General features: G+C 59.9%; 22 protein-coding genes. 2 read left to right on the top strand and 20 right to left on the bottom strand.

Going from position 1 to position 23,622, the window contains the following annotated elements; all coding sequences use genetic code 11:
• Nucleotides 1–26 precede the first annotated feature (26 nt).
• Nucleotides 27–350, top strand: a complete 324-nt coding sequence (fdxA, locus tag CAG25_RS17115; RefSeq protein WP_007908827.1) for a ferredoxin FdxA — start codon at nt 27–29, stop codon at nt 348–350.
• Between the two features lie 489 nt (nt 351–839).
• Here fdxA and rpoS read toward each other — a convergent pair whose 3' ends face one another.
• The 8 genes from rpoS to CAG25_RS17075 form a co-directional block, all read right to left on the bottom strand.
• The gene (gene rpoS / locus CAG25_RS17110; protein ID WP_007954831.1) at nt 840–1,847 is read right to left on the bottom strand and encodes an RNA polymerase sigma factor RpoS; all 1,008 of its coding nucleotides are present in this window, start codon (nt 1,845–1,847) and stop codon (nt 840–842) included.
• Nucleotides 1,848–1,953: 106 nt separating this feature from the next.
• Nucleotides 1,954–2,835 (bottom strand): peptidoglycan DD-metalloendopeptidase family protein, encoded by an 882-nt coding sequence (locus CAG25_RS17105; protein ID WP_085612301.1) that lies wholly within the window; start codon nt 2,833–2,835, stop codon nt 1,954–1,956.
• A gap of 211 nt (nt 2,836–3,046) precedes the next feature.
• Entirely contained in the window at nt 3,047–3,682 is a 636-nt protein-coding gene (locus tag CAG25_RS17100; RefSeq protein WP_170844894.1) for a protein-L-isoaspartate(D-aspartate) O-methyltransferase, read from the bottom strand.
• 41 nt (nt 3,683–3,723) lie between these two features.
• Entirely contained in the window at nt 3,724–4,473 is a 750-nt protein-coding gene (gene surE, locus CAG25_RS17095) for a 5'/3'-nucleotidase SurE (RefSeq protein ID WP_085612300.1), read from the bottom strand.
• Nucleotides 4,461–5,519 carry a tRNA pseudouridine(13) synthase TruD gene (truD, locus tag CAG25_RS17090; protein ID WP_085612299.1) on the bottom strand — a complete coding sequence of 353 codons (1,059 nt, stop codon included), beginning with the start codon at nt 5,517–5,519 and terminating at the stop codon, nt 4,461–4,463. Before truD ends, surE begins: the two co-directional genes overlap by 13 nt.
• Entirely contained in the window at nt 5,516–5,989 is a 474-nt protein-coding gene (gene ispF, locus CAG25_RS17085) for a 2-C-methyl-D-erythritol 2,4-cyclodiphosphate synthase (protein WP_085612298.1), read from the bottom strand. Before ispF ends, truD begins: the two co-directional genes overlap by 4 nt.
• Before the next feature lie 43 nt (nt 5,990–6,032).
• Nucleotides 6,033–6,878 (bottom strand): S-formylglutathione hydrolase, encoded by an 846-nt coding sequence (gene fghA / locus CAG25_RS17080; protein WP_064593801.1) that lies wholly within the window; start codon nt 6,876–6,878, stop codon nt 6,033–6,035.
• 54 nt (nt 6,879–6,932) lie between these two features.
• The gene (locus CAG25_RS17075; RefSeq protein ID WP_007954819.1) at nt 6,933–8,045 is read right to left on the bottom strand and encodes an S-(hydroxymethyl)glutathione dehydrogenase/class III alcohol dehydrogenase; all 1,113 of its coding nucleotides are present in this window, start codon (nt 8,043–8,045) and stop codon (nt 6,933–6,935) included.
• Between the two features lie 116 nt (nt 8,046–8,161).
• Between CAG25_RS17075 and CAG25_RS17070 the strand changes: the two genes are divergently transcribed.
• Nucleotides 8,162–9,058 carry a LysR substrate-binding domain-containing protein gene (locus CAG25_RS17070; RefSeq protein WP_007954817.1) on the top strand — a complete coding sequence of 299 codons (897 nt, stop codon included), beginning with the start codon at nt 8,162–8,164 and terminating at the stop codon, nt 9,056–9,058.
• Here the strand turns inward: CAG25_RS17070 and ispD are convergent.
• From ispD to fabZ, 12 genes are all read right to left on the bottom strand, one after another.
• Nucleotides 9,055–9,762: a 2-C-methyl-D-erythritol 4-phosphate cytidylyltransferase gene (ispD, locus tag CAG25_RS17065; protein ID WP_085612297.1), complete on the bottom strand. Its 708-nt coding sequence runs from the start codon at nt 9,760–9,762 to the stop codon at nt 9,055–9,057. The two genes, CAG25_RS17070 and ispD, sit on opposite strands and share 4 nt — an antisense overlap.
• On the bottom strand, nt 9,759–10,037 hold the full coding sequence (gene ftsB, locus CAG25_RS17060) for a cell division protein FtsB (protein ID WP_003222158.1): 279 nt from the start codon (nt 10,035–10,037) through the stop codon (nt 9,759–9,761). The genes ispD and ftsB overlap by 4 nt, the downstream gene beginning before the upstream one ends.
• Before the next feature lie 171 nt (nt 10,038–10,208).
• Entirely contained in the window at nt 10,209–11,498 is a 1,290-nt protein-coding gene (gene eno / locus CAG25_RS17055) for a phosphopyruvate hydratase (RefSeq protein WP_007954808.1), read from the bottom strand.
• A gap of 156 nt (nt 11,499–11,654) precedes the next feature.
• Nucleotides 11,655–12,500 carry a 3-deoxy-8-phosphooctulonate synthase gene (kdsA, locus tag CAG25_RS17050; RefSeq protein ID WP_007954807.1) on the bottom strand — a complete coding sequence of 282 codons (846 nt, stop codon included), beginning with the start codon at nt 12,498–12,500 and terminating at the stop codon, nt 11,655–11,657.
• 5 nt (nt 12,501–12,505) lie between these two features.
• Nucleotides 12,506–14,137, bottom strand: a complete 1,632-nt coding sequence (locus CAG25_RS17045) for a CTP synthase (RefSeq protein ID WP_011332696.1) — start codon at nt 14,135–14,137, stop codon at nt 12,506–12,508.
• A gap of 274 nt (nt 14,138–14,411) precedes the next feature.
• Nucleotides 14,412–15,740, bottom strand: coding sequence for a tRNA lysidine(34) synthetase TilS (gene tilS, locus CAG25_RS17040; RefSeq protein WP_085612296.1), 1,329 nt, complete (start codon nt 15,738–15,740; stop codon nt 14,412–14,414).
• A gap of 146 nt (nt 15,741–15,886) precedes the next feature.
• Complete coding sequence (locus tag CAG25_RS17035) at nt 15,887–16,834, bottom strand: acetyl-CoA carboxylase carboxyltransferase subunit alpha (RefSeq protein ID WP_011332694.1); 948 nt, start codon at nt 16,832–16,834, stop codon at nt 15,887–15,889.
• A gap of 139 nt (nt 16,835–16,973) precedes the next feature.
• Nucleotides 16,974–20,495 carry a DNA polymerase III subunit alpha gene (dnaE, locus tag CAG25_RS17030; protein WP_085612295.1) on the bottom strand — a complete coding sequence of 1,174 codons (3,522 nt, stop codon included), beginning with the start codon at nt 20,493–20,495 and terminating at the stop codon, nt 16,974–16,976.
• A gap of 76 nt (nt 20,496–20,571) precedes the next feature.
• On the bottom strand, nt 20,572–21,198 hold the full coding sequence (gene rnhB / locus CAG25_RS17025) for a ribonuclease HII (protein WP_064379016.1): 627 nt from the start codon (nt 21,196–21,198) through the stop codon (nt 20,572–20,574).
• A gap of 11 nt (nt 21,199–21,209) precedes the next feature.
• Nucleotides 21,210–22,340 (bottom strand): lipid-A-disaccharide synthase, encoded by a 1,131-nt coding sequence (gene lpxB / locus CAG25_RS17020; protein WP_085612294.1) that lies wholly within the window; start codon nt 22,338–22,340, stop codon nt 21,210–21,212.
• A gap of 2 nt (nt 22,341–22,342) precedes the next feature.
• Nucleotides 22,343–23,119: an acyl-ACP--UDP-N-acetylglucosamine O-acyltransferase gene (gene lpxA, locus CAG25_RS17015; RefSeq protein ID WP_085612293.1), complete on the bottom strand. Its 777-nt coding sequence runs from the start codon at nt 23,117–23,119 to the stop codon at nt 22,343–22,345.
• Entirely contained in the window at nt 23,116–23,556 is a 441-nt protein-coding gene (gene fabZ, locus CAG25_RS17010; protein ID WP_003222142.1) for a 3-hydroxyacyl-ACP dehydratase FabZ, read from the bottom strand. The genes lpxA and fabZ overlap by 4 nt, the downstream gene beginning before the upstream one ends.
• Between the last annotated feature and the right edge of the window lie 66 nt (nt 23,557–23,622).

The following is a 23,622-nucleotide window of genomic DNA, read 5'->3' as shown; positions in this document are numbered from 1 at the left end:
GCCGCCGCCTGAGGAGAAAATTAGAAATGACCTTCGTCGTCACCGACAACTGCATCAAGTGCAAGTACACCGACTGCGTAGAAGTCTGTCCGGTGGACTGCTTCTACGAAGGCCCGAACTTCCTGGTGATTCACCCGGATGAGTGCATCGACTGCGCCCTGTGCGAACCGGAATGCCCGGCCGTGGCCATTTTCTCCGAGGACGAAGTTCCGGAAGAAATGCAGGAATTCATTCAGCTGAACGTCGAGCTGGCCGAAATCTGGCCGAACATCACCGAGAAGAAAGAATCGCTGCCTGATGCCGAAGAGTGGGATGGCGTCAAAGGCAAGATCAAAGACCTCGAACGCTGATCTGTCCCGCGTTCGAATGAAAAGGCCCCTCGCGGGCCTTTTTGTTTTTGCGGGTTTGGCTTTTCTTCAGGCAAAAAAAGGGGCGGTTTGACCCGCCCACATTTTTTCCCTATTCCCTGTGTTCCTTTTCATCGTCCTGATGAATCGCGTCCTGCGATGTCCATTCCCCTCGTCCTTGAAGGGCGTGTCTATCCGTCGACACAACCCAGATACTAAAGAGTTGCCCGCCGGGGGCAACTGGCCTCCAGCGTACGAACCTGTTGTCATAAGCCCTTAACATTAAAAAATAACCATATAAATCAATATTTTACTAATCATCGATGAACGCAATCGCCTTCGGCAGCAGTGTAAAAATAACGAACACTTACGATACAGTCAGCAAAGGCTTACAGCGCAAACCTACAAGGTGGGAGTAACTGCCGCTTTCAGCACACAAACAAAAAGCCCCGAACCAGTCGGGGCTTTCTGCATAGCGGTCAGGCGGGCGGCTTATTGAAACAGCGACTCGCTCGACAGGCCGTTTTTCTCGAGAATTTCCCGAAGGCGTTTGAGGCCTTCCACCTGGATCTGTCTCACCCGTTCCCGGGTCAGGCCGATCTCCAGGCCTACATCCTCCAGCGTGCTGCTCTCGTGACCGCGCAGGCCGAAGCGGCGTACCACCACTTCGCGTTGCTTGTCGGTCAGCTCCGAGAGCCATTGATCGATGCTCTGCGACAGGTCGTCATCCTGCAGCAGTTCGCACGGATCGGTCGGACGGTCATCCGTCAGGGTGTCGAGCAGGGTTTTATCCGAATCCGGACCCAGCGAGACGTCGACCGAAGAAACCCGCTCGTTCAGGCCCAGCATGCGCTTGACCTCGCCCACCGGTTTTTCCAGCAGGTTGGCAATTTCTTCGGGTGAAGGTTCGTGGTCGAGCTTTTGCGTCAGCTCCCGTGCAGCCCGCAGGTACACGTTGAGCTCCTTGACTACATGGATCGGCAACCGGATGGTCCGGGTCTGATTCATGATTGCGCGTTCGATGGTCTGACGGATCCACCAGGTCGCGTAGGTCGAGAAGCGGAAGCCGCGCTCGGGATCGAACTTTTCCACCGCGCGGATCAATCCGAGGTTGCCCTCTTCGATCAGATCCAGCAGCGACAGCCCCCGATTGACGTAACGCCGGGCGATTTTGACCACCAGCCGCAGGTTACTTTCGATCATGCGCTTGCGCCCGGCAGGATCGCCACTTTGCGACAAACGCGCAAAATGAACTTCTTCTTCCGGGGAGAGCAGAGGGGAAAAGCCGATTTCGTTGAGGTACAGCTGCGTGGCATCAAGTGCCCGAGTGTAATCGATGTACTTATGTTGTTTAAGTGAAGCGGAGTGTTTGGATTTGGCACGAACGGAAGGTGGAGCAGCCCCTTCATCATTCGACATCGAATCCGAATCGATGCCGGTCTCCATCAGGAGAACCTCATCGTCGATGTCAAACTCCGGCACTTCTTTACTGAGAGCCATTGTTATAGTCCTTTGGTGAGTTCGACCCCAAGCTCAAGCGACGCCTTTATCCTTGGCAACGCTGGAGCCTGTCCCCTCTACGTGACGGAACAGGCTGGTCTGCAAATCAACGTCTTGGCAGGAACTGCAGCGGATCTACAGGTTTACCTTGTCGGCGAATCTCAAAATGCAGTTTCACCCGGTCTGTACCCGTTGACCCCATTTCGGCAATTGTCTGTCCGACCTTGACCTGCTGCCCCTCCCGTACCAACAGCCGACGGTTGTGTCCGTAAGCACTGACGTAGGTTTCGCTGTGTTTGATGATGACCAATTCGCCGTAGCCCCTTAAGCCACTCCCGGCGTATACCACCGTCCCATCAGACGCAGCTAAAACAGGCTGTCCCAAATCTCCGGCGATATCAATTCCTTTATTCAAACTACCGTTTGAAGAGAATTTTCCAATGAGAATGCCATTAGATGGCCATCCCCAGCCGGTCGGGGCCGGGCCCGGTGGAGGCAGTGGAGCAGGTGTTTGCTTGTTGGCGACGGACGGTACAACCGTCGTTGAAGCCGCGCCGGAACCCGTGGTTGTGGTGGTTGTCGTGCCATTTGCCTGGCGCCGGATAACCGTGGTTTTGCTGGACGAAGACGCTGAAGAACCGGAGTTGCTGACGACCGCCGTCGACGTTGAACCGGTACGGCCGTCGAAGCGAATCGTCTGACCCGGATGTATCGTGTATGGCGTAGGAATATTGTTCCGGGCGGCGAGGGCTTTGTAGTCCCAGCCGTAGCGAAAAGCGATGGAAAACAGGGTATCGCCCGGACGGACTACATACTGCCCGGTCGTCACGACCGGACGCTGGGCCACCGTATTGTTGCGATCGACGACCCGAACGTTGCTCGATTTTGTGCTGGAGCAACCGACCAGCAAGGTGCTCAAGACAAGGCCAGTCACCAGGCGCTGAAAGCTCGTGTTACCCATACGCTGCGCAATGACTGTGAGACTCACCCGCCGCTCCCTTTGTGGTGGCTGAAAAATATGGAATAGCGATTCCGGCATGAAACTTCGCAAGTATAACGGGCGCAACCGGCTTTACCTTTATAGAAGCGCTATCGCTCGGCGCACACGTTTGCTTGTAGACGATCCGTCCTGTTTAAACACTCGCTGCCGCTGTAAGACAGGCACGCGCGAAAGGAATTCAGCGGCCTCGAACAAATGCTCAGGCCAGCGGCCCATTGAGCAATGGCACGAAACGCACCGCCCCGAGAACGTGTCGAGAGAAGCCGTTTTCTTCACGCACGATCAGCATCAATTGCTGCACTTCACCAGAGCCGACCGGGATCACCATCCGCCCGCCCGGTGCCAGTTGGTCGAGCAACGCCTGAGGCACGTCGGTGGCGACTGCCGTGACGATGATGCCGTTGTACGGAGCCAGCGCCGGCCAGCCTTCCCAGCCATCGCCCCAGCGAAACACCACGTTGCGCAAGTTGAGCTCGACCAGGCGTTCCTTGGCCCGATCCTGCAGCACCTTGATGCGCTCGACCGAGAACACCCGCTCGACCAGTTGCGATAGCACCGCTGTCTGGTAACCGGAACCAGTGCCGATCTCCAGCACTTTATCCAGCGGCCCGGCCTCCAGCAGCAGCTCGCTCATGCGCGCCACCATATAAGGCTGGGAAATGGTCTGGTTGTTGCCGATCGGCAGCGCGGTGTCCTCATAGGCCCGGTGCGCCAGCGCTTCATCGACGAACAGGTGCCGCGGGGTGCGACGGATCACTTCCAGCACGCTGGCGTTGGAAACGCCCTCTTCATACAGACGCTGGATCAGGCGCTCACGGGTTCGCTGGGACGTCATCCCGATGCCGCTGCGCAGCCTGTCGTCTTGTTCACGAGCCATTAATTGAGCCCCTCCAGCCAGCCGTCGAGACCTCTGAAGGCATCATTGAAGGTGCGATCGAGCTGCAACGGAGTGATGGATACGTAACCCTGCATCACCGCGTGGAAATCGGTGCCCGGCCCGCCGTCTTCCGCGTCACCTGCAGCAGCGATCCAGTAACCGGCCTTGCCGCGCGGGTCCACGACTTTCATCGGCGCCGCCGCACGGGCGCGATGGCCGAGACGGGTCAGTTGAATGCCGCGAATGTGATCGATCGGCAGATTCGGAATATTCACGTTCAATACCGTGCGCGGAGGCAGATCGAGCCCGGCATGGGCTTCGACCAGTTTGTGCGCAAAGTAGGCGGCCGTGGGCAGGTTGTCGACCTGCCGCGAAACCAGCGAGAAGGCAAACGACGGGCGCTCGAGAAAGCGGCCCTCGAGGGCGGCTGCCACGGTCCCGGAATACAGCACGTCATCACCCAGGTTGGCGCCCAGGTTGATCCCCGACACCACCATGTCCGGCTCACGTTCAAGCAAACCGTTGAGCCCCAGATGAACGCAGTCGGTCGGCGTACCATTGAGGCTGATAAAGCCGTTGGCCAGGTATTGCGGGTGCAATGGACGGTCGAGTGTCAGCGAACTGCTGGCACCGCTCTTGTCCTGTTCCGGGGCGATAACCACGCACTCGGTGTAATCCGCCAGCGCAGCATAAAGCGCGGCAAGACCGGGCGCAGTCACCCCATCGTCGTTAGAAATCAGAATACGCATGGGCTGTCCGTCTGCCCCACCGGCACCAGATCAACGAGTTCGCGCACCAATACGGTGGCGAAGCATCCGGCCGGGAGGACGAATTCCAGTTGCAGAATGTCAGGCTCGGGATAATGCCACGTCAACCCGCCAATGGGCAGCCGCAGGATGCGACGTTCGTGGCTCATACCGGCATTAATCAACCAATCGCGCAGATCCGCCTCGCGTGCGGCAATCCCCTGCTCCAGATCATGGACAACCCCGGCCGCCGGCGAGTCACCTTCGCCCCACTGCGGACCGGTCGGGTGCAGGTCGAGAATCGCCAGACGCGGATCACTGCACTCGGCTTCACCGGCCGGGAAAAAGCTGCGGCTATCGGTGAACGCCAGCAGATCGCCGACCTGGGCACGCTGCCAGGTGCCATCGGCGACCCGTGCTGCGAGCACCTGATTGAACAGAAAACTGCGCGCGGTCGACAGCAGGCGCGAGCGCACATTGCGCTGCTCCGGCAGTGCCTTGCGCGCGGCCCAGGAGCGGGCATCGACAACGTTGCCACCGTCATGGCCGAAACGCTGGGCGCCGAAGTAATTCGGGATGCCCTGTTTGGCGATCAGTTGCAGACGCTCGTCGATGGCGGCCTTGTCGCCATTGAACTGGGTCAGGCGCAACGTGAAACCGTTGGCCGAATGCGCACCGCGTTGCAGCTTGCGCTTGTGGCGAGTGGTCTTGAGGATTTTCAGCGTGTCGTTTTCCGCCGCCGACAGATCCGGATCGGCCTTGCCCGGCAATTGCACGCTGAACCACTGGCGGGTCAGCGCCTGACGGTCTTTCAGACCGGCGTAACTCACCGTGCGTAGCGGCACGCCGGCGGCCTTGGCGATACGGCGTGCGGCCTCTTCCGTATTCAGGCCGCGCTTCTCGACCCAGATCCACAGGTGCTCGCCGTCACCGCTGAACGGAATGTCGAGGACTTCATCGACCTGGAAATCTTCGGCGATGGCTTTCAGGATCGCGGTGCCGAGGGCATCGCCATAGGCCCGCGGGCCGAGCAGTTGCAGTTCGTTCATGCGCGCAGCAACAAGGCAACGGAATGCACGGCAATGCCTTCTTCGCGACCGACGAAGCCGAGCTTCTCGGTGGTGGTGGCTTTCACGTTCACTTGATCCGGTTCTACTTGCAGATCCGCGGCAATCAGCGCGCGCATCGATTCGATATGGGGGGCCATTTTCGGTGCCTGGGCCACGATGGTGTTGTCGACGTTGCCGACCTTCCAGCCTTTGGCGTGGATCAGACTGACCACATGGCGCAGCAGGACACGGCTGTCGGCACCCTTGAATTGCGGGTCGGTGTCCGGGAAATGCTTGCCGATATCACCCAGCGCCGCCGCGCCGAGCAAGGCGTCGCTCAAGGCGTGCAGCAGGACGTCACCGTCGGAGTGAGCGAGCAGCCCGAAGCGGTGTGCGATTCGCACGCCGCCCAGAGTAATGAAATCGCCTTCAGCGAAACGGTGCACATCATAGCCGTGGCCAATACGCATAAAAAAACGCCCCGAATTTTGTCAGGGCGTGATTCTACCTGCATTAGGCCTTGAGGGCGCGCGCGTGATGCTGCAAGTGGTCGTCAATGAAGCTGGCGATGAAGAAATAGCTGTGGTCGTAGCCCGGTTGCAGACGCAACGTCAGCGGGTGGCCCGCTTGTTTTGCGGCTTGTTGCAGGGCTTCCGGTTTGAGTTGGGTGGCGAGGAAATCGTCGCGGTCACCCTGATCGACCAGCAATGGCAGCTTTTCGTCCGCCTCGGCGATCAGCGCACAGGCATCCCACTCGCGCCACTTCGAACGGTCTTCGCCCAGATAGCGGGAGAACGCTTTCTGGCCCCACGGACAATCAATCGGATTATTGATCGGCGAGAACGCTGACACTGACTGATAACGCCCCGGATTGCGCAACGCACAGACCAGCGCACCGTGACCACCCATGGAATGGCCGCTGATGCTGCGTTTGTCCGACGCCGGGAAATGCGCTTCAACCAGTGAAGGCAATTCCTGCACAACGTAGTCATGCATCCGATAGTGCCGCGACCAGGGTTCCTGCGTGGCATTCAGATAAAACCCGGCACCGAGACCGAAATCCCAGGCCCCGTCGGGATCACCCGGTACATCCGGGCCGCGCGGACTGGTGTCAGGTGCCACGATGATCAGCCCCAGTTCAGCCGCCATGCGCATGGCACCGGCCTTCTGCATGAAGTTCTCGTCCGTGCAGGTCAGGCCCGACAGCCAGTACAGCACCGGCAGCTTGCCGCCCTGCTCTGCCTGGGGCGGCAGGTACACGGCGAACACCATGTCACAACCGAGCACTTCGGAACGATGGCGATAGCGCTTGTGCCATCCGCCGAAACTCTTCTGACAGGAGATGTTTTCCAGACTCATGTAGGACTCCTACGCACCACGGCCGCGCGGTGGCGGCCGTGGCATCGGGATTGATCAGAAATGAATGACGGTACGGATGCTCTTGCCTTCGTGCATCAGGTCGAAGGCCTTGTTGATATCTTCCAGACCCATGGTGTGGGTGATGAAGGTATCCAGCGGGATTTCGCCGCTTTGCGCCATGTCGACATAGCTTGGCAGTTCGGTCCGGCCACGCACGCCACCGAACGCCGAACCGCGCCAGACGCGACCGGTCACCAGTTGGAACGGACGGGTGGCGATTTCCTGGCCGGCGCCGGCAACACCGATGATCACCGACTCGCCCCAGCCCTTGTGGCAGCACTCGAGGGCTGCGCGCATCAGCTGCACGTTGCCGATGCATTCGAAGGAGAAGTCGACGCCGCCATCGGTCATGTCGACGATCACTTCCTGGATCGGGCGGTCGAAGTCTTTCGGGTTCACGCAGTCAGTGGCACCCAGTTGTTTGGCGATTTCGAACTTGGCCGGGTTGATGTCGATGGCGATGATGCGCGAGGCCTTGGCCTTCACCGCGCCAATCACGGCCGACAGACCGATGCCGCCGAGGCCGAAAATCGCCACGGTGTCACCCGGCTTGACCTTGGCGGTGTTGATCACTGCGCCGATACCGGTGGTCACGCCGCAACCGAGCAGGCAGACCTTTTCCAGCGGCGCGTCCTTGGAGATCTTGGCCACGGAGATTTCCGGCAGCACGGTGTATTCGGAAAAGGTCGAAGTACCCATGTAGTGGAAAATCGTTTGGCCCTTGTAGGAAAAGCGCGAAGTGCCGTCCGGCATCAGGCCCTTGCCCTGGGTGGCCCGAATGGCCTGACACAGGTTGGTCTTGCCCGACTTACAGAATTTGCACTGGCCACATTCCGGGGTGTACAGCGGAATCACATGGTCGCCGACGGCCACCGAGGTCACGCCTTCGCCGATCGCTTCAACGATGGCACCGCCTTCGTGGCCGAGGATCGACGGGAAGATACCTTCCGGGTCCGCGCCGGACAGGGTGTAAGCGTCAGTGTGGCAAACACCGGAAGCCACCACGCGCAGCAATACTTCACCGGCCTTGGGCATGGCGACATCGACTTCTACGATTTCCAGCGGCTTCTTGGCCTCGAAGGCAACGGCGGCGCGCGACTTGATCATGCTGACTCTCCAGTGAATCCATTGAATAAAAAAGCAGACAGGGAGTGTAGTCCAGCGCTGCTTGATGAATAATCCGGGCAAAAGCAAAACATTATTGCCATACAGGGATAATCCCTATGTCCGAAAACCGCTGGGAAGGCATCGACGAGTTCGTCGCCGTTGCCGAATGCAGCCAATTCACCGCCGCTGCGGAACGCCTGGGCGTTTCTTCCTCGCACATCAGTCGACAAATCGTACGGCTGGAGGAGCGTTTGCAGACGCGACTGCTGTATCGCAGTACTCGGCGCGTCACCCTGACCGAGGCGGGTCAGACTTTCCTGCAACATTGCCAGCGTCTGCAAGACGGTCGTGAAGAAGCGTTGCGTGCAGTCGGCGACCTGACCAGCGAACCCAAAGGCATGCTGCGCATGACCTGCGCCGTGGCGTATGGCGAACGCTTCATCGTGCCGCTGGTGACCCGGTTCATGGGGCATTACCCACAACTGCGCATCGACATTGAGCTGACCAACCGCCAACTCGATCTGGTGCATGAAGGCCTGGATCTGGCGATCCGTCTTGGTCGACTTCAGGATTCACGGCTCGTAGCGACCCGCCTGGCACCCCGGCGCATGTATCTGTGTGCGTCGCCTTCCTACCTGGAACGGTACGGGCGCCCACACAGTTTGTCGGAACTGGGACGGCACAATTGCCTGATCGGCAGCTCGGACATCTGGCAGCTTGAACAAAACGGGCGGGAATTTTCCCAGCGGGTGCAGGGAAACTGGCGCTGCAACAGTGGGCAAGCGGTGCTGGATGCGGCGCTACAAGGCGTCGGACTGTGTCAGTTGCCGGACTATTACGTGCTGGAGCATCTGCACAGCGGCGCGTTGATTTCTTTACTGGAGGCGCATCAACCGCCGAATACAGCGGTGTGGGCGTTGTATCCGCAGCAGCGGCACTTGTCGCCGAAGGTGCGCAAACTGGTGGACTTTCTCAAGGAAGGTTTGGCCGAACGGCCTGAGTATCGGATTTAACGACGGTTGGTCCAGCGCTGGCGCAGCCATTCCAGATCTTCAGGCCGAGTGACCTTGAGATTGTCCGCACGACCTTCGATCAGACGCGGCGCCATGCCGGCCCACTCCATTGCCGAGGCTTCATCGGTGATCACAGCATCAGCCACCAGACTGTCGGCCAGTGCACGGTGCAAGGCACCGAGGCGGAACATCTGCGGCGTGTAGGCCTGCCAGATCACGCTGCGATCCACGGTTTCCACCACACGACCGTGCTTGTCGACCCGTTTCAGGGTGTCGCGCGCCGGCACGGCCAGCAAGCCGCCGACCGGATCGTTCGCCAGTTCAGTAAGCAATTTGTCGAGATCATCACGGCTCAGGTTCGGTCGTGCCGCATCGTGCACCAACACCCAATCGTCATCATCGGCACCTTGGGCGTGCAGATGAAGCAAGGCGTTGAGCACCGAGCCGGAACGCTCGGCACCACCGTCAACCCGTTGAATGCGCGGATCGCTGGCGCTGGCCAGATTCGGCCAATAAGGATCATCAACGGCAAGACTGACCACCAGGCCCTTGAGGCTTGGGTGATCGAGGAAACAGCCGAGGCTGTGTTCGAGAATTGTGCGCCCGCCCAGTTGCAAGTACTGCTTGGGACGGTCCGCAGCCATTCGGGCACCGACGCCCGCGGCAGGAATCACGGCCCAGAAGGCCGGCAGGGAGTCGATCATTGGGCCAACTGGTAAAGGGTTTCGCCGTCCTTGACCATGCCCAGTTCGTGACGAGCCCGCTCTTCAACGGTCTCCATGCCCTTCTTCAACTCGCTGACTTCAGCGTCCATCACCCGGTTGCGCTCCAGCAAGGCTTCGTTCTCGGCGTGTTGATCAGCAATCTGCTGATTCAGTTCGGCGACTTGCGCCAGACTGCCATTGCCCACCCACAGGCGGTACTGCAGACCGGCCAGCAGCAAGAGCAAAACGAGAAACAACCAGTAAGGACTGCGCATCGAATATCAGGTATCCAGTGAAAAAAGACAGCCACGCCAAAACTTTGAAGCATCTGATAGCACGAAGCCTGGAATATCCAGGCTTGTGCATATAAGGCATCAGATTAGTGGCAAATCCATCGCTGTCACGACTTTTCCGACACAATCCGGTGTCTTTCTATCATTTACTGCTCAGCCGCGAAACTCGCTGCGACCGTTGTACTTGGCCTTGCCATTCAACTGCTCTTCGATACGCAGCAGTTGGTTGTACTTGGAAACGCGGTCGGAACGGCACAGCGAACCGGTCTTGATCTGGCCAGCCGAAGTACCCACAGCCAGGTCGGCAATGGTCGAATCTTCGGTTTCGCCCGAACGGTGCGAGATCACGGCGGTGTAACCGGCAGCCTTGGCCATCTGGATGGCTTCCAGGGTTTCGGTCAGGGTGCCGATCTGGTTGAACTTGATCAGGATCGAGTTGGCGATCTTTTTATCGATGCCTTCTTTCAGGATCTTGGTGTTGGTCACGAACAGGTCGTCACCGACCAGTTGGGTCTTCTCGCCGATCTTGTCGGTGAGGATCTTCCAGCCAGCCCAGTCGGACTCGTCCAGACCGTCTTCGATCGAGATGATCGGGTAACGCTCGGTCAGACCTTTGAGGTAGTCGGCGAAACCTTCAGCGGTGAACACCTGGCCTTCGCCGGACAGGTTGTACTTGCCGTCTTCGAAGAATTCGCTGGCCGCGCAGTCCAGAGCCAGGGTCACGTCGGTGCCCAGCTTGTAACCGGCGTTAGCCACCGCTTCGGAGATCACTTTCAGTGCGTCTTCGTTGGAAGCCAGGTTCGGCGCGAAACCACCTTCGTCACCGACAGCAGTGCTCAGGCCACGGGCCTTCAGCACGGCTTTGAGGTGATGGAAAATCTCGGTGCCCATGCGCAGACCTTCCGAGAAAGACTTGGCGCCAACCGGCTGAACCATGAATTCCTGGATGTCGACGTTGTTATCGGCGTGTTCGCCACCGTTGATGATGTTCATCATCGGAACCGGCATCGAGTACACACCCGGGGTGCCGTTCAGATTGGCGATGTGAGCGTACAGCGGCAGGTCCTGATCCTGTGCAGCCGCCTTGGCCGCAGCCAGGGATACGGCGAGGATGGCGTTGGCGCCCAGGGTCGCTTTGTTTTCAGTACCGTCCAGCTTGATCATCGCGTGATCCAGGGCTTTCTGGTCGCTTGGGTCGGTGCCCAGCAGCAGATCGCGGATCGGACCGTTGATGTTGGCTACCGCCTTGAGCACGCCCTTGCCCAGGTAACGGCTCTTGTCGCCATCACGCAGCTCGAGCGCTTCACGCGAGCCAGTGGATGCACCGGACGGCGCACAGGCGCTGCCGATGATGCCGTTGTCGAGAAGCACGTCCGCTTCCACGGTGGGATTGCCACGGGAGTCGAGAACTTCACGACCTTTGATGTCGACGATTTTTGCCATTGTTGTAAACACTCCAAAGTTGACGAAAACGACGCAGCTAGAGGAAATCTTTTTACCGTCGGCAAGTGGTGTGCAGCGGGCAGCTTGCAGACGACAACGCTCATACCCGAGGGCATGAGCGACAAATCGTGCGGTACTTTACCGGAGAATTGAGGTTTACGCGGTTTCTACCGTCGGAAAACTCTTCACCAGTTCGTCCAGGGCTTTGAGCTGGGCCAGGAATGGCTCCAGTTTGTCCAGACGCAAGGCGCAAGGGCCGTCGCATTTGGCGTTGTCGGGATCCGGGTGCGCTTCGAGGAACAGGCCCGCCAGCGACTGGCTCATGCCAGCCTTGGCCAGGTCGGTGACCTGGGCGCGGCGACCGCCGGCGGAATCGGAACGACCGCCAGGCATTTGCAGCGAATGGGTTACGTCGAAGAATACCGGGTACTCGAACTGCTTCATGATGCCGAAGCCGAGCATGTCGACCACGAGGTTGTTGTAGCCGAAGCTCGAACCGCGCTCGCAGAGGATCAACTGATCGTTACCCGCCTCCACGCACTTGTTCAGGATGTGTTTCATTTCCTGAGGCGCGAGGAACTGGGCTTTCTTGATGTTGATGACGGCGTTGGTCTTGGCCATCGCGACGACCAGATCGGTCTGGCGCGACAGGAAGGCCGGCAGCTGGATGATGTCGCAGACCTCAGCGACGACCGCGGCCTGGTCAGGCTCGTGGACGTCGGTGATGATCGGTACGCCGAAGGCTTGTTTGATGTCCTGGAAGATGCGCATGCCTTCTTCCAGGCCAGGACCGCGATAGGAGGTCACAGAAGAACGGTTGGCCTTGTCGAAGCTGGCCTTGAACACGTAAGGGATACCGAGTTTTTCGGTGACCTTCACGTACTCTTCGCAAACCTGCATGGCCATGTCACGACTTTCCAGCACGTTCATGCCGCCGAACAGCACCATGGGTTTGTCGTTGGCAATCTCGATGTCGCCGACGCGGATGATCTTCTGTGCCATCGGGGTTACGCCTTCTTCTGGTGTTGAGCCAATGCCGCTTTGACGAAGCCGCTGAACAGCGGATGGCCATCGCGTGGCGTCGAGGTGAACTCAGGGTGGAACTGGCAAGCGACGAACCATGGATGATCCGGCGCTTCGACCACTTCAACCAGCGCAGCATCGGAAGAGCGACCGGAAATTTTCAGGCCGGCTTCGATGATTTGCGGCAGCAGGTTGTTGTTCACTTCGTAACGGTGACGGTGACGTTCGACAATCACATCCTTGCCGTAGCAGTCGTGCACCTTGGAGCCGGCTTCGAGCAGGCATTCCTGAGCGCCAAGACGCATGGTGCCGCCCAGGTCGGACGCTTCGGTACGCACTTCAACGGCACCGGTAGCGTCTTCCCACTCGGTGATCAGGCCGACAACCGGATGGCCGCTGGCACGATCGAACTCGGTGGAGTTGGCGTCTTTCCAGCCCAGCACGTTACGGGCGAACTCGATGACCGCCACTTGCATGCCCAGGCAGATACCCAGGTATGGAACCTTGTTTTCGCGAGCGTATTGAACGGCAGTGATTTTGCCTTCCACGCCGCGCAGACCGAAGCCGCCCGGTACGAGGATCGCGTCGACGCCTTCCAGTAGCGCGGTGCCCTGGTTCTCGATGTCTTCGGAATCGATGTAGCGCAGGTTGACCTTGGTGCGGTTGGTGATGCCGGCATGACTCATCGCTTCGATCAGCGACTTGTAGGCGTCCAGCAGTTCCATGTACTTGCCGACCATCGCGATGGTGACTTCGTGCTCCGGGTTCAGCTTGGCATCGACGACCTTTTCCCACTCGGACAGGTCGGCGCCATTGCATTGCAGGCCGAAACGCTCGACGACGAAATCGTCCAGACCCTGGGCGTGCAGTACGGCCGGGATCTTGTAGATGGTGTCGACGTCTTCCAGGGAGATCACCGCACGCTCTTCAACGTTGGTGAACAGCGCGATCTTGCGACGCGACGACACATCCACCGGATGGTCGGAGCGGCAGATCAGCACGTCTGGCTGCAGGCCGATCGAACGCAGTTCCTTCACGGAATGCTGGGTCGGCTTGGTCTTGGTCTCGCCAGCGGTGGCGATGTACGGAACCAGGGTCAGGTGCATCAGCATCGCGCGCTTGGAGCCGACTTCCACACGCAACTGGCGGATGGCTTCGAGGAACGGTTGCGATTCGATGTCACCCACGGTACCGCCGATTTCCACCAGCGCCACGTCGGCATCGCCGGCGCCCTTGATGATGCGACGCTTGATTTCGTCGGTGATGTGCGGAATCACCTGGATGGTTGCACCCAGGTAGTCACCACGACGCTCTTTGCGCAGCACGTGCTCGTAGACACGGCCGGTGGTGAAGTTGTTGTTCTGGGTCATGGTCGTGCGGATGAACCGCTCGTAGTGGCCCAGGTCCAGGTCGGTCTCGGCGCCGTCGTGGGTGACGAACACTTCACCGTGCTGGAACGGGCTCATGGTGCCCGGGTCGACGTTGATGTACGGATCCAGCTTCAGCATGGTGACCTTAAGCCCCCGCGCCTCCAGGATGGCCGCCAATGAAGCCGATGCAATGCCTTTCCCCAAAGAAGAAACAACACCGCCCGTGACGAATATGTAGCGCGTCATGAAAAACCCTAGAAGTCTGCGTTAAAGCGGTCCGAGCCGCCGGGGAAAGCGAAGGAAGGCCGAAGCCCCCGATCACCTGCATTAATCACAGTGCACCTTTCAAAAAAACCGCCGCGTTGGGACAGACCGGAAGTGAAAACACCGGTACGTTGCTCGCTACACATTTTTTGGAATCGCCCAGCAAAGACTGCTTGGTAATCGGCAACTCCTGCAATTCAGGCGAATCCACAGAAGTTGTATCAAGAAGGGAGCGTAGTCTACCGGAATGCCCCCTTCATCTCAAACCTTGATCTTCGTCCGAGGGCTGCCAATGCAATCGCCAGCCTTCCAGCACATGGCCGTCGAGCCCCGGCAGGTTCGCCACGGCGAGCAATTCTTCACCGCGAAACAGCAGCGGCAATCTGCCACGCACGAAGCCCGGCACCGCGCGCTCATTAAGCAGGCGCTTGAGATCACGATGACCGCGATCCGCCAGATGCATCACCTCGCCGCCCTGCCGATAGCGGACTTGCAGCGGCCCGGCGGGAGTCTGACCGCTGAACATGACACGTCCGTTATCGGGCAAGCGTAGCGCCAGCGACGGCTCGTGCCAGTCGCCGCTGACCACCGGTGTACGCAACCATTGTCCGCTGAGCCACCACAGGCGACCGGCGCTTCGGTGCAGCTCGCCATCCGCCAGACGCCAGATCGGCGAGGCATCGTTGCCGGCGTCACGCACATCGACCCAACCCGACCAATGGTCGGTATCCGGCAGTCGGGTCAAAGGTCCAAGCCAGTGGCTGAGTGCATTTCGCTGACGGGCATCGGACAATTTCGCGATGGCCGCGAACTCCAGCGATGGCAATCCCGACCACTCGAACTCAGCGGGCAATTTCGCAGTAGCCAGATCGATTTGCGCCAGCTCATCGAGCAAACCTTGCGCCTCACGCAGATGCGCCGCACTGCGGGCCATGCTGGCGTACGCCTGAGGCCAGCGACCGCTCAGCAACGGCAGAACCTGATGCCGTAGATAGTTGCGCGAAAACTGTCGATCCTGATTCGAAGGATCCTCGACCCAACGCAGGCCATGGTCCCGCGCATAGGCTTCCAGCTCTGCGCGTGTGATGTCGAGCAACGGCCGCACCAGACTGCCCTGCCCCAGCGCTCGCGTGGCCGGCATTCCGGACAACCCACGCACGCCGGCGCCACGCAGCAGACGGAACAACAGCGTTTCAGCCTGATCGTCGCGATGCTGCCCGGTCAGCAGCACATCATTGGCCTGAGTCGCCGCACTGAACGCCGCATAGCGCGCATCCCGTGCCGCGCGCTCTACACTCGCCCCCGGCTGCACCTGCACACGCTGCACTTGCAACGGCACCAACAGTTCGTCGCAGACATCCTGACAATGCGCCGGCCACGCATCGGCCGCAGCCTGAAGGCCGTGATGAACATGAATGGCGCTTAGCGCCGGAAGGGATTCGGTTTTGGCGAGATTGGCCAGGAGGTGCAGCAGAACGGTGGAGTCGAGGCCGCCGGAGAAGGCGATGCGCCAATGGGAAGCACCGAGCCAGGGCTTGAGATTGCGCAGAAGCCTGGAAGGCAAATCAATCGAGGGCTGACCCATTTTTCTACCTTTTCACAAACCAAATGTGGGAGCGGGCTTGCTCGCGAAAGCGATGAAACAGCCAACACAATTGTTGAATGTTACATCGCATTCGCGGGCAAACCCGCTCCCACAGTGTTTTGCATCGTTGGCCGAAACGGCTCGACTTAGAGACCGTAGCTCATCAGACGATCATAACGACGCTTGAGCAGCGCTTCGTTGTCGAACTTCTTCAGCATCGCCAGTTGCGAGCTCAACTCGGCGCGGATCGAGGCAGCGGCAGCGGCCGGATCACGGTGGGCGCCGCCCAGAGGCTCGCTGATCACCTTGTCGACGATGCCCAGGCCTTTCAGACGCTCGGCGGTGATACCCATCGCTTCAGCAGCATCCGGCGCCTTCTCTGCGGTTTTCCACAGAATCGAAGCGCAGCCTTCCGGCGAGATCACCGCGTAGGTCGAGTACTGCAGCATGTTCAGCTGATCGCACACGCCGATCGCCAGTGCACCGCCGGAACCACCTTCACCAATCACGGTGGCGATGATCGGGGTTTTCAGGCGGGCCATGACGCGCAGGTTCCAGGCGATCGCTTCGCTCTGGTTACGCTCTTCAGCATCGATGCCAGGGTACGCGCCCGGAGTGTCGATGAAGGTCAGGATCGGCATCTTGAAACGCTCGGCCATTTCCATCAGGCGGCAGGCCTTGCGGTAACCTTCCGGACGCGGCATGCCGAAGTTGCGGCGTACCTTTTCACGCACTTCACGGCCCTTCTGGTGACCGATCACCATCACTGGCTGGTCTTCCAGACGTGCCACGCCGCCCACAATGGCCGCGTCGTCGGAGAAGTGACGATCACCGTGCAGTTCGTCGAACTCGGTGAAGATGTGCTCGATGTAGTCCAGGGTGTAAGGACGTTTCGGGTGACGCGCCAGACGTGCGATCTGCCAGCTGGTCAGCTTGCCGAAGATGTCTTCGGTCAGCGTCTTGCTCTTGTCCTGCAGGCGGGAGATCTCATCGCCGATATTCAGCGAATTGTCATTACCGACCAAGCGCAACTCTTCGATCTTGGCTTGCAGGTCGGCGATCGGCTGTTCGAAATCTAGAAAATTCGGGTTCATAGGCGTCCGTCTTGGGTCGTGTCCCAAATGAGCTTGGGCCGGCCGGTTGTCTATTCGCGCCCTACCTTAAGGGAGAGGCGCGCTGAGGTCGAGATTAAAAATTCAGGTTGTGGGCAGGCGCTTTGATGGCACCTCCCGGTCAACGGTATTGGAGGAAGACGTTGTCTCGCCCGAACTGGTCACGCAGGGCTTGAATCAAGGCATCCGCCGGGTCAATCCGCCAGGTCTCGCCGAACTGCAGCAAGGTCTTCGCATCGGGACTGGTGTATTCCATGGTGATCGGGCACGCCCCGCGATGACGCTTGAGCAATTCACCCAACCAGCGTAGCTGATCGCCTTTCAGGTCTTGGGTCTGCAACTTCAGGCGCAGGCTCTCGGCGAGGTTGGTGCGCGCATCTTCCATGCTCATCACCCGCTTGACCCGCAGGCGCAGGCCGCCGGAGAAGTCATCGTTGCTGACCTCGCCTTCGACCACCACCATTGCGTCGGTCTGCAGCAGCGATTGCGCGGAGTGGAACGCATCGGCGAACAGCGACGCCTCGATCCGCCCGGAGCGGTCGTCGAGGGTGATGAAGCCCATCTTGTCGCCCTTTTTGTTCTTCATCACCCGCAGGGCGATGATCATCCCCGCCACAGTCTGGGTGTCCCGGGCCGGTTTCAGGTCGATGATGCGCTGGCGGGCGAAACGGCGGATTTCGCCTTCGTATTCGTCGATCGGGTGGCCGGTCAAGTACAGGCCCAAGGTGTCTTTTTCACCTTTGAGCCGTTCCTTGAGGGTCAGCTCCTTCGCCTTGCGGTGGACCGCGTAAACGTCCGCGTCCTCCTCGACGAACAACCCGCCGAACAGGTCGGCGTGGCCACTGTCGCGGGTGCGCGCGGTCTGCTCGGCCGACTTGATCGCCTCTTCCATCGCCGCCAGCAGCACGGCGCGGTTGCGGTCGATATTGGCCTGGTAAGCCTTTTGCTCGTCATGGAAGTACGGGCCGAGGCGATCCAGCGCGCCGCTGCGGATCAGACCGTCCAGCGTGCGTTTGTTGATGCGTTTGAGGTCGACCCGGGCGCAGAAGTCGAACAGATCCTTGAACGGGCCGGCCTGACGGGCCTCGGTGATCGCTTCCACCGGGCCTTCACCGACGCCTTTGATCGCGCCCAGGCCGTACACGATGCGGCCTTCGTCGTTCACCGTGAACTTGAACTCCGAGGTGTTCACGTCCGGCGCGTCGAGGCGCAGCTTCATCGTGCGCACTTCTTCGATCAAGGTCACGACCTTGTCGGTGTTGTGCATATCCGCCGACAGTACCGCGGCCATGAACGGCGCCGGGTAGTGGGCTTTCAGCCAGGCGGTCTGGTACGAGACCAGGCCGTAGGCGGCGGAGTGGGATTTGTTGAAGCCGTAACCGGCGAATTTCTCTACCAGGTCGAAAATGTTACCGGCCAGATCCGCGTCGATATTGTTCGACGCACAACCCTCAATGAAACCGCCGCGCTGCTTGGCCATTTCCTCGGGTTTCTTCTTGCCCATCGCCCGACGCAGCATGTCCGCACCACCGAGGGTGTAACCGGCCATGACCTGGGCGATCTGCATCACCTGTTCCTGATACAGGATGATGCCGTACGTCGGCGCCAGTACCGGTTGCAAACCTTCGTACTGGTAATCCGGGTGCGGATACGCAAGTTCAGCGCGACCGTGTTTACGGTTGATGAAGTCATCCACCATGCCCGATTGCAGCGGGCCCGGACGGAACAGGGCCACCAGTGCGATCAGGTCTTCGAGGCAGTCGGGCTTGAGCTTTTTGATCAGCTCTTTCATGCCGCGGGATTCAAGCTGGAACACCGCGGTGGTTTCAGCTTTTTGCAGCAGCTGATAAGTCGGCTTGTCATCCAGCGGGATGAACGCGATGTCCAGCGGCGGTTCGTTGACCTTGGCGCGGTCACGGTTGATGGTCTTCAGCGCCCAGTCGATGATCGTCAGGGTCCGCAGGCCGAGGAAGTCGAACTTCACCAGACCGGCCGCCTCGACGTCGTCCTTGTCGAACTGGGTCACCAGACCGTCGCCGGCCTCGTCGCAATAGATCGGCGAGAAGTCGGTCAGCTTGGTCGGCGCGATCACCACACCACCGGCGTGTTTACCGACGTTACGCACCACACCTTCGAGCTTGCGCGCCATCTCCCAGATTTCCGCCGCTTCTTCATCGACCTTGATGAAGTCGCGCAGGATTTCTTCCTGCTCGTAGGCTTTTTCCAGGGTCATGCCGACTTCGAACGGAATCATCTTCGACAGGCGATCGGCCAGGCCGAACGACTTGCCCTGGGCCCGCGCCACGTCGCGGACCACAGCCTTCGCCGCCATGGAACCGAAGGTGATGATCTGGCTCACCGCGTTGCGGCCGTACTTTTCGGCCACGTAATCGATCACCCGGTCGCGACCATCCATGCAGAAGTCGACGTCGAAGTCGGGCATCGATACCCGTTCCGGGTTGAGGAAACGTTCGAACAGCAGGTCATATTCCAGCGGGTCGAGGTCGGTGATCTTCTGTACATAGGCCACCAGCGATCCGGCACCCGACCCTCGGCCAGGGCCCACCGGCACGCCGTTGTTCTTGGCCCACTGGATAAAGTCCATCACGATCAGGAAGTAACCGGGGAACCCCATCTGGATGATGATATCCAGCTCGAAATTCAGCCGGTCAACGTAGACCTGACGCTTGGCCTCGTAGTCCTCGGTGGTGTCCTTGGGCAGCAGCACGCTGAGGCGTTCTTCCAGCCCATCGAACGAGACCTTGCGGAAATACTCGTCGATGGTCATGCCATCGGGAATCGGGTAATCCGGCAGGAAGTGCTTGCCCAGTTTCACATCGATGTTGCAACGCTTGGCGATCTCGACGGTGTTCTCGATCGCATCCGGCAGGTCGCTGAACAGCTCGGCCATTTCCTCGGCGCTTTTCAGATACTGCTGGTCGCTGTAGTTCTTCGAACGCCGCGGATCGTCGAGGGCCCGGCCCTCACCGATGCAGACGCGGGTTTCGTGAGCGGCGAAGTCTTCCTGCTTGATGAAGCGCACGTCGTTGGTGGCTACCAGCGGCGCGCCGAGCTTGTCGGCCAGGGCCACGGCACCGTGCAACTGTTCTTCGTCGTTCGGACGATTGGTGCGCTGGATTTCCAGATAGAAACGATCCGGGAACACCGCCATCCATTCGCGCGCCAGGGTTTCAGCTTCGGCGGGGTTGCCGCCGATCATGGCCATGCCGATCTCGCCTTCCTTTGCGGCGGACAGCATGATCAGGCCTTCGTTGGCCTCGGCGACCCACTCGCGCTCGATGATGACCATGCCGTTGCGCTGACCGTCGATGAAGCCACGGGATATCAATTCGGTCAGGTTGCGATAGCCCTGGGCATTCATGACCAGCAGGCTGATGCGGCTCAGCGGACCATCCGGGTCCTTGTTCGACAGCCACAGGTCGGCGCCGCAGATCGGCTTGATCCCGGCACCCATGGTGTTTTTATAGAATTTGACCAGCGAACACATGTTGTTCTGGTCGGTCACCGCAACGGCCGGCATGCCCATGCCGGTCAGGGCCTTGACCAGCGGCTTGATCCGCACGAGCCCATCGACCAGGGAGTACTCAGTGTGCAGGCGTAGATGAACGAATGAAGCCGGCATAGTGATCCTGTCCAGTTACATAGAGACAACAAGGCCCGGATTGTACCGGGCCCCGAACAAAACATCAGCCTTGCCGCTAAACCTGCGTCAGGCCTTCCAGCGCTTCGTAAGCCTGACGCACCGGGGCAAACGAACGCCGGTGAATCGGCGTCGGCCCGAGGCGTGACAGCGCTTCCAGATGAACGGGGGTCGGATAGCCTTTATGGCCGCCGATGCCGTAACCCGGGTAGATCAATTCGAACGCCGCCATCTCGCGGTCGCGGCTGACCTTGGCCAGAATCGATGCCGCTGCAATCGCCGGCACCTTGCCGTCGCCCTGCACCACCGCTTCGGAACGCATCGGCAGTTTCGGGCAGCGGTTGCCGTCGATCATCGCCAGTTTCGGCTGGATGTGCAGGCCAGCGACCGCGCGTTGCATCGCCAGCATGGTGGCGTGAAGGATGTTCAACTCGTCGATTTCTTCGACCTCGGCGCGGGCGATGCACCAGCTGAGCGCCTTCTCGCAGATTTCGTCGTAGAGCTTTTCGCGCTTGGCTTCGGTGAGTTTTTTCGAGTCGTTGAGACCGAGGATCGGCCGATTCGGATCGAGGATCACCGCTGCGGTGACGACCGCTCCGCACAACGGACCGCGACCGACTTCATCGACGCCGGCCACCAGCTCTTCGACTTCGGCGACCAGGGTGAAATCCAGGCCCATCTGCATGCTTGTCTTGCTCATCGTGTTTGCCCGATCAGGTTCAGAACGGCGTCAGCCGCCTGATTGGAAGCGTCCAGGCGCAGGGTGCGATGGATCTCGTCGAAGCCACGGGTCTGCTCTTCGCCACCATCGATCAACGGCGACAGGGTCTGGGCAAGCGCCTCGACCGTCGCATCATCCTGCAACAATTCCGGCACCAGCAGTCGCTGGGCCAGCAAGTTCGGCAGGGACACGTACGGGCTCTTGACCATGCGTTTGAGAATCCAGAACGTCAGCGGCGCAAGACGATAGGCCACGACCATCGGGCGCTTGTACAGCAGCGCTTCGAGGGTGGCAGTACCGGACGCAATAAGAACCGCGTTGCACGCCGCCAGCGCCAGATGGGATTTGCCATCGAGCAGGGTCACTGGCAGATCGCGGCCAGCCAGCAATTCTTCAAGCTGGGCACGACGCTCGGGGCTGGCGCACGGGATGACGAAACGCACACCCGGGCGCATGGCCCGCAAGCGTTCGGCGGTATCAAGGAACAACGCACCCAGACGGCTGACTTCGCCGCCCCGGCTGCCAGGCATCAAAGCCACCAGCGGACCGTCCGGCAGACCGAGTTCGGCCCGCGCAGCAGAGCGATCGGCCTCCAGCGGAATGGTATCGGCCAGCGTATGGCCGACGAACCGCACCGGTACGCCCTTCTCTTCGTAGAAGCTGGCTTCGAACGGCAGCAGCGTGAGCATCAGGTCGCAGCCTTCGCGGATCTTCAGCACCCGCTTCTGCCGCCACGCCCACACCGACGGGCTGACGTAGTGCACGGTCTTGATTCCGGCCTGACGCAGCTTGAGTTCGATATTGAGGTTGAAATCCGGTGCGTCGATGCCGATGAACACATCCGGTTTTTCAGCGATAAGCGTAGCGATCAGGTCTTTGCGGCGCTTGAGCAGTTCACGCAAGCGCCCCAGGACTTCCACCAGGCCCATGACCGACAGACGCTCCATCGGAAAATAGGACGTCAGGCCTTCGGCCTGCATCAGCGGGCCACCGACACCGATGAACTCCACCGCAGGGTGCTGTGCCTTGAGGGCACGCATCAGGCCTGCGCCCAGAATGTCACCGGAAGCCTCCCCCGCCACCAGCGCAATACGCAGATTGGCCATGGTCAGCGGGTGATGCCGCGGGTCGACGACTGGATGGAGTCACGGAACATCGCGACCTCCGGGAACTGGGCGGATGGCTCGGCCAGTTCGGCCAGCGCCTGCTCGACGGTCAGACCCTGGCGATACACCGTTTTGTACGCACGGCGCAGCGCGTGAATGGCGTCTTCGCTGAAACCGCGACGGCGCATGCCCTCGAAGTTCATGCTGCGCGCTTCGGCCGGGTTGCCGAATACGGTGACGAACGCCGGGACGTCCTTGCCGATCGCTGTACCCATGCCGGAAAAGCTGTGGGCGCCAATGTGGCAGTACTGATGAACCAGGGTGAAACCGGACAGGATTGCCCAGTCATCAACGTGTACATGGCCGGCCAGCGCGGTGTTGTTGACCAGAATGCAGTGGTTGCCGATGACGCTGTCATGCCCGATGTGGGCATAGGCCATGATCAGGTTGTGATCACCCAGAGTCGTTTCGGAACGATCCTGAACGGTGCCACGGTGGATTGTCACACCTTCACGGATGACGTTGTGGTCACCGATCACCAGACGGGTTTCTTCGCCCTTGTATTTCAGGTCCGGCGTGTCTTCGCCTACCGAGGAAAACTGGTAGATGCGGTTGTGCTTGCCGATACGGGTCGGACCTTTGAGGATCACGTGTGGCCCGATGACCGTACCCTCGCCGATTTCCACACCTGCACCGATGATCGACCACGGGCCGACCTCGACGCCATCGCCCAACACGGCCGACGGATCGATGATTGCGCGAGGGTCAATCAAACTCATAGCTTGCGTTCCGCACAGATGATTTCAGCCGAGCAGACCGGTTTGCCGTCGACCGAAGCCTGGCATTCGAACTTCCAGATCTGACGCTTGCAGCTGATGAACTTGGCTTCGAGGATCAACTGATCCCCCGGCAGCACTGGCTGGCGGAAACGCAGTTTGTCGGAGCCGACGAAGTAATAAAGGGTGCCGTCGGCCGGTTTCACGTCAAGCATCTTGAAACCGAGGATCCCGGCAGCCTGAGCCATGGCTTCGATAATCAGCACGCCCGGCATGATCGGGTGCGCTGGGAAGTGACCGTTGAAGAACGGCTCGTTGATGCTGACATTCTTGTAGGCGCGAATGCGCTTGCCTTCCGTATCCAGCTCCACTACCCGGTCCACCAGCAGGAACGGGTAACGGTGAGGCAGGTATTCGCGAATCTCGTTGATGTCCATCATTTCGGGGGGAAGCCTATGTAAAGATTGGGAGCGCGACTGACGCGCACTCCTCTAGCAAATCAAGGA

Origin of the sequence: Pseudomonas sp. B16(2017) (genome assembly GCF_002113205.1) — a bacterium.
Lineage (GTDB): Bacteria > Pseudomonadota > Gammaproteobacteria > Pseudomonadales > Pseudomonadaceae > Aquipseudomonas > Aquipseudomonas pharyngis.
This window is presented reverse-complemented; position numbering and strand designations above follow the sequence as displayed.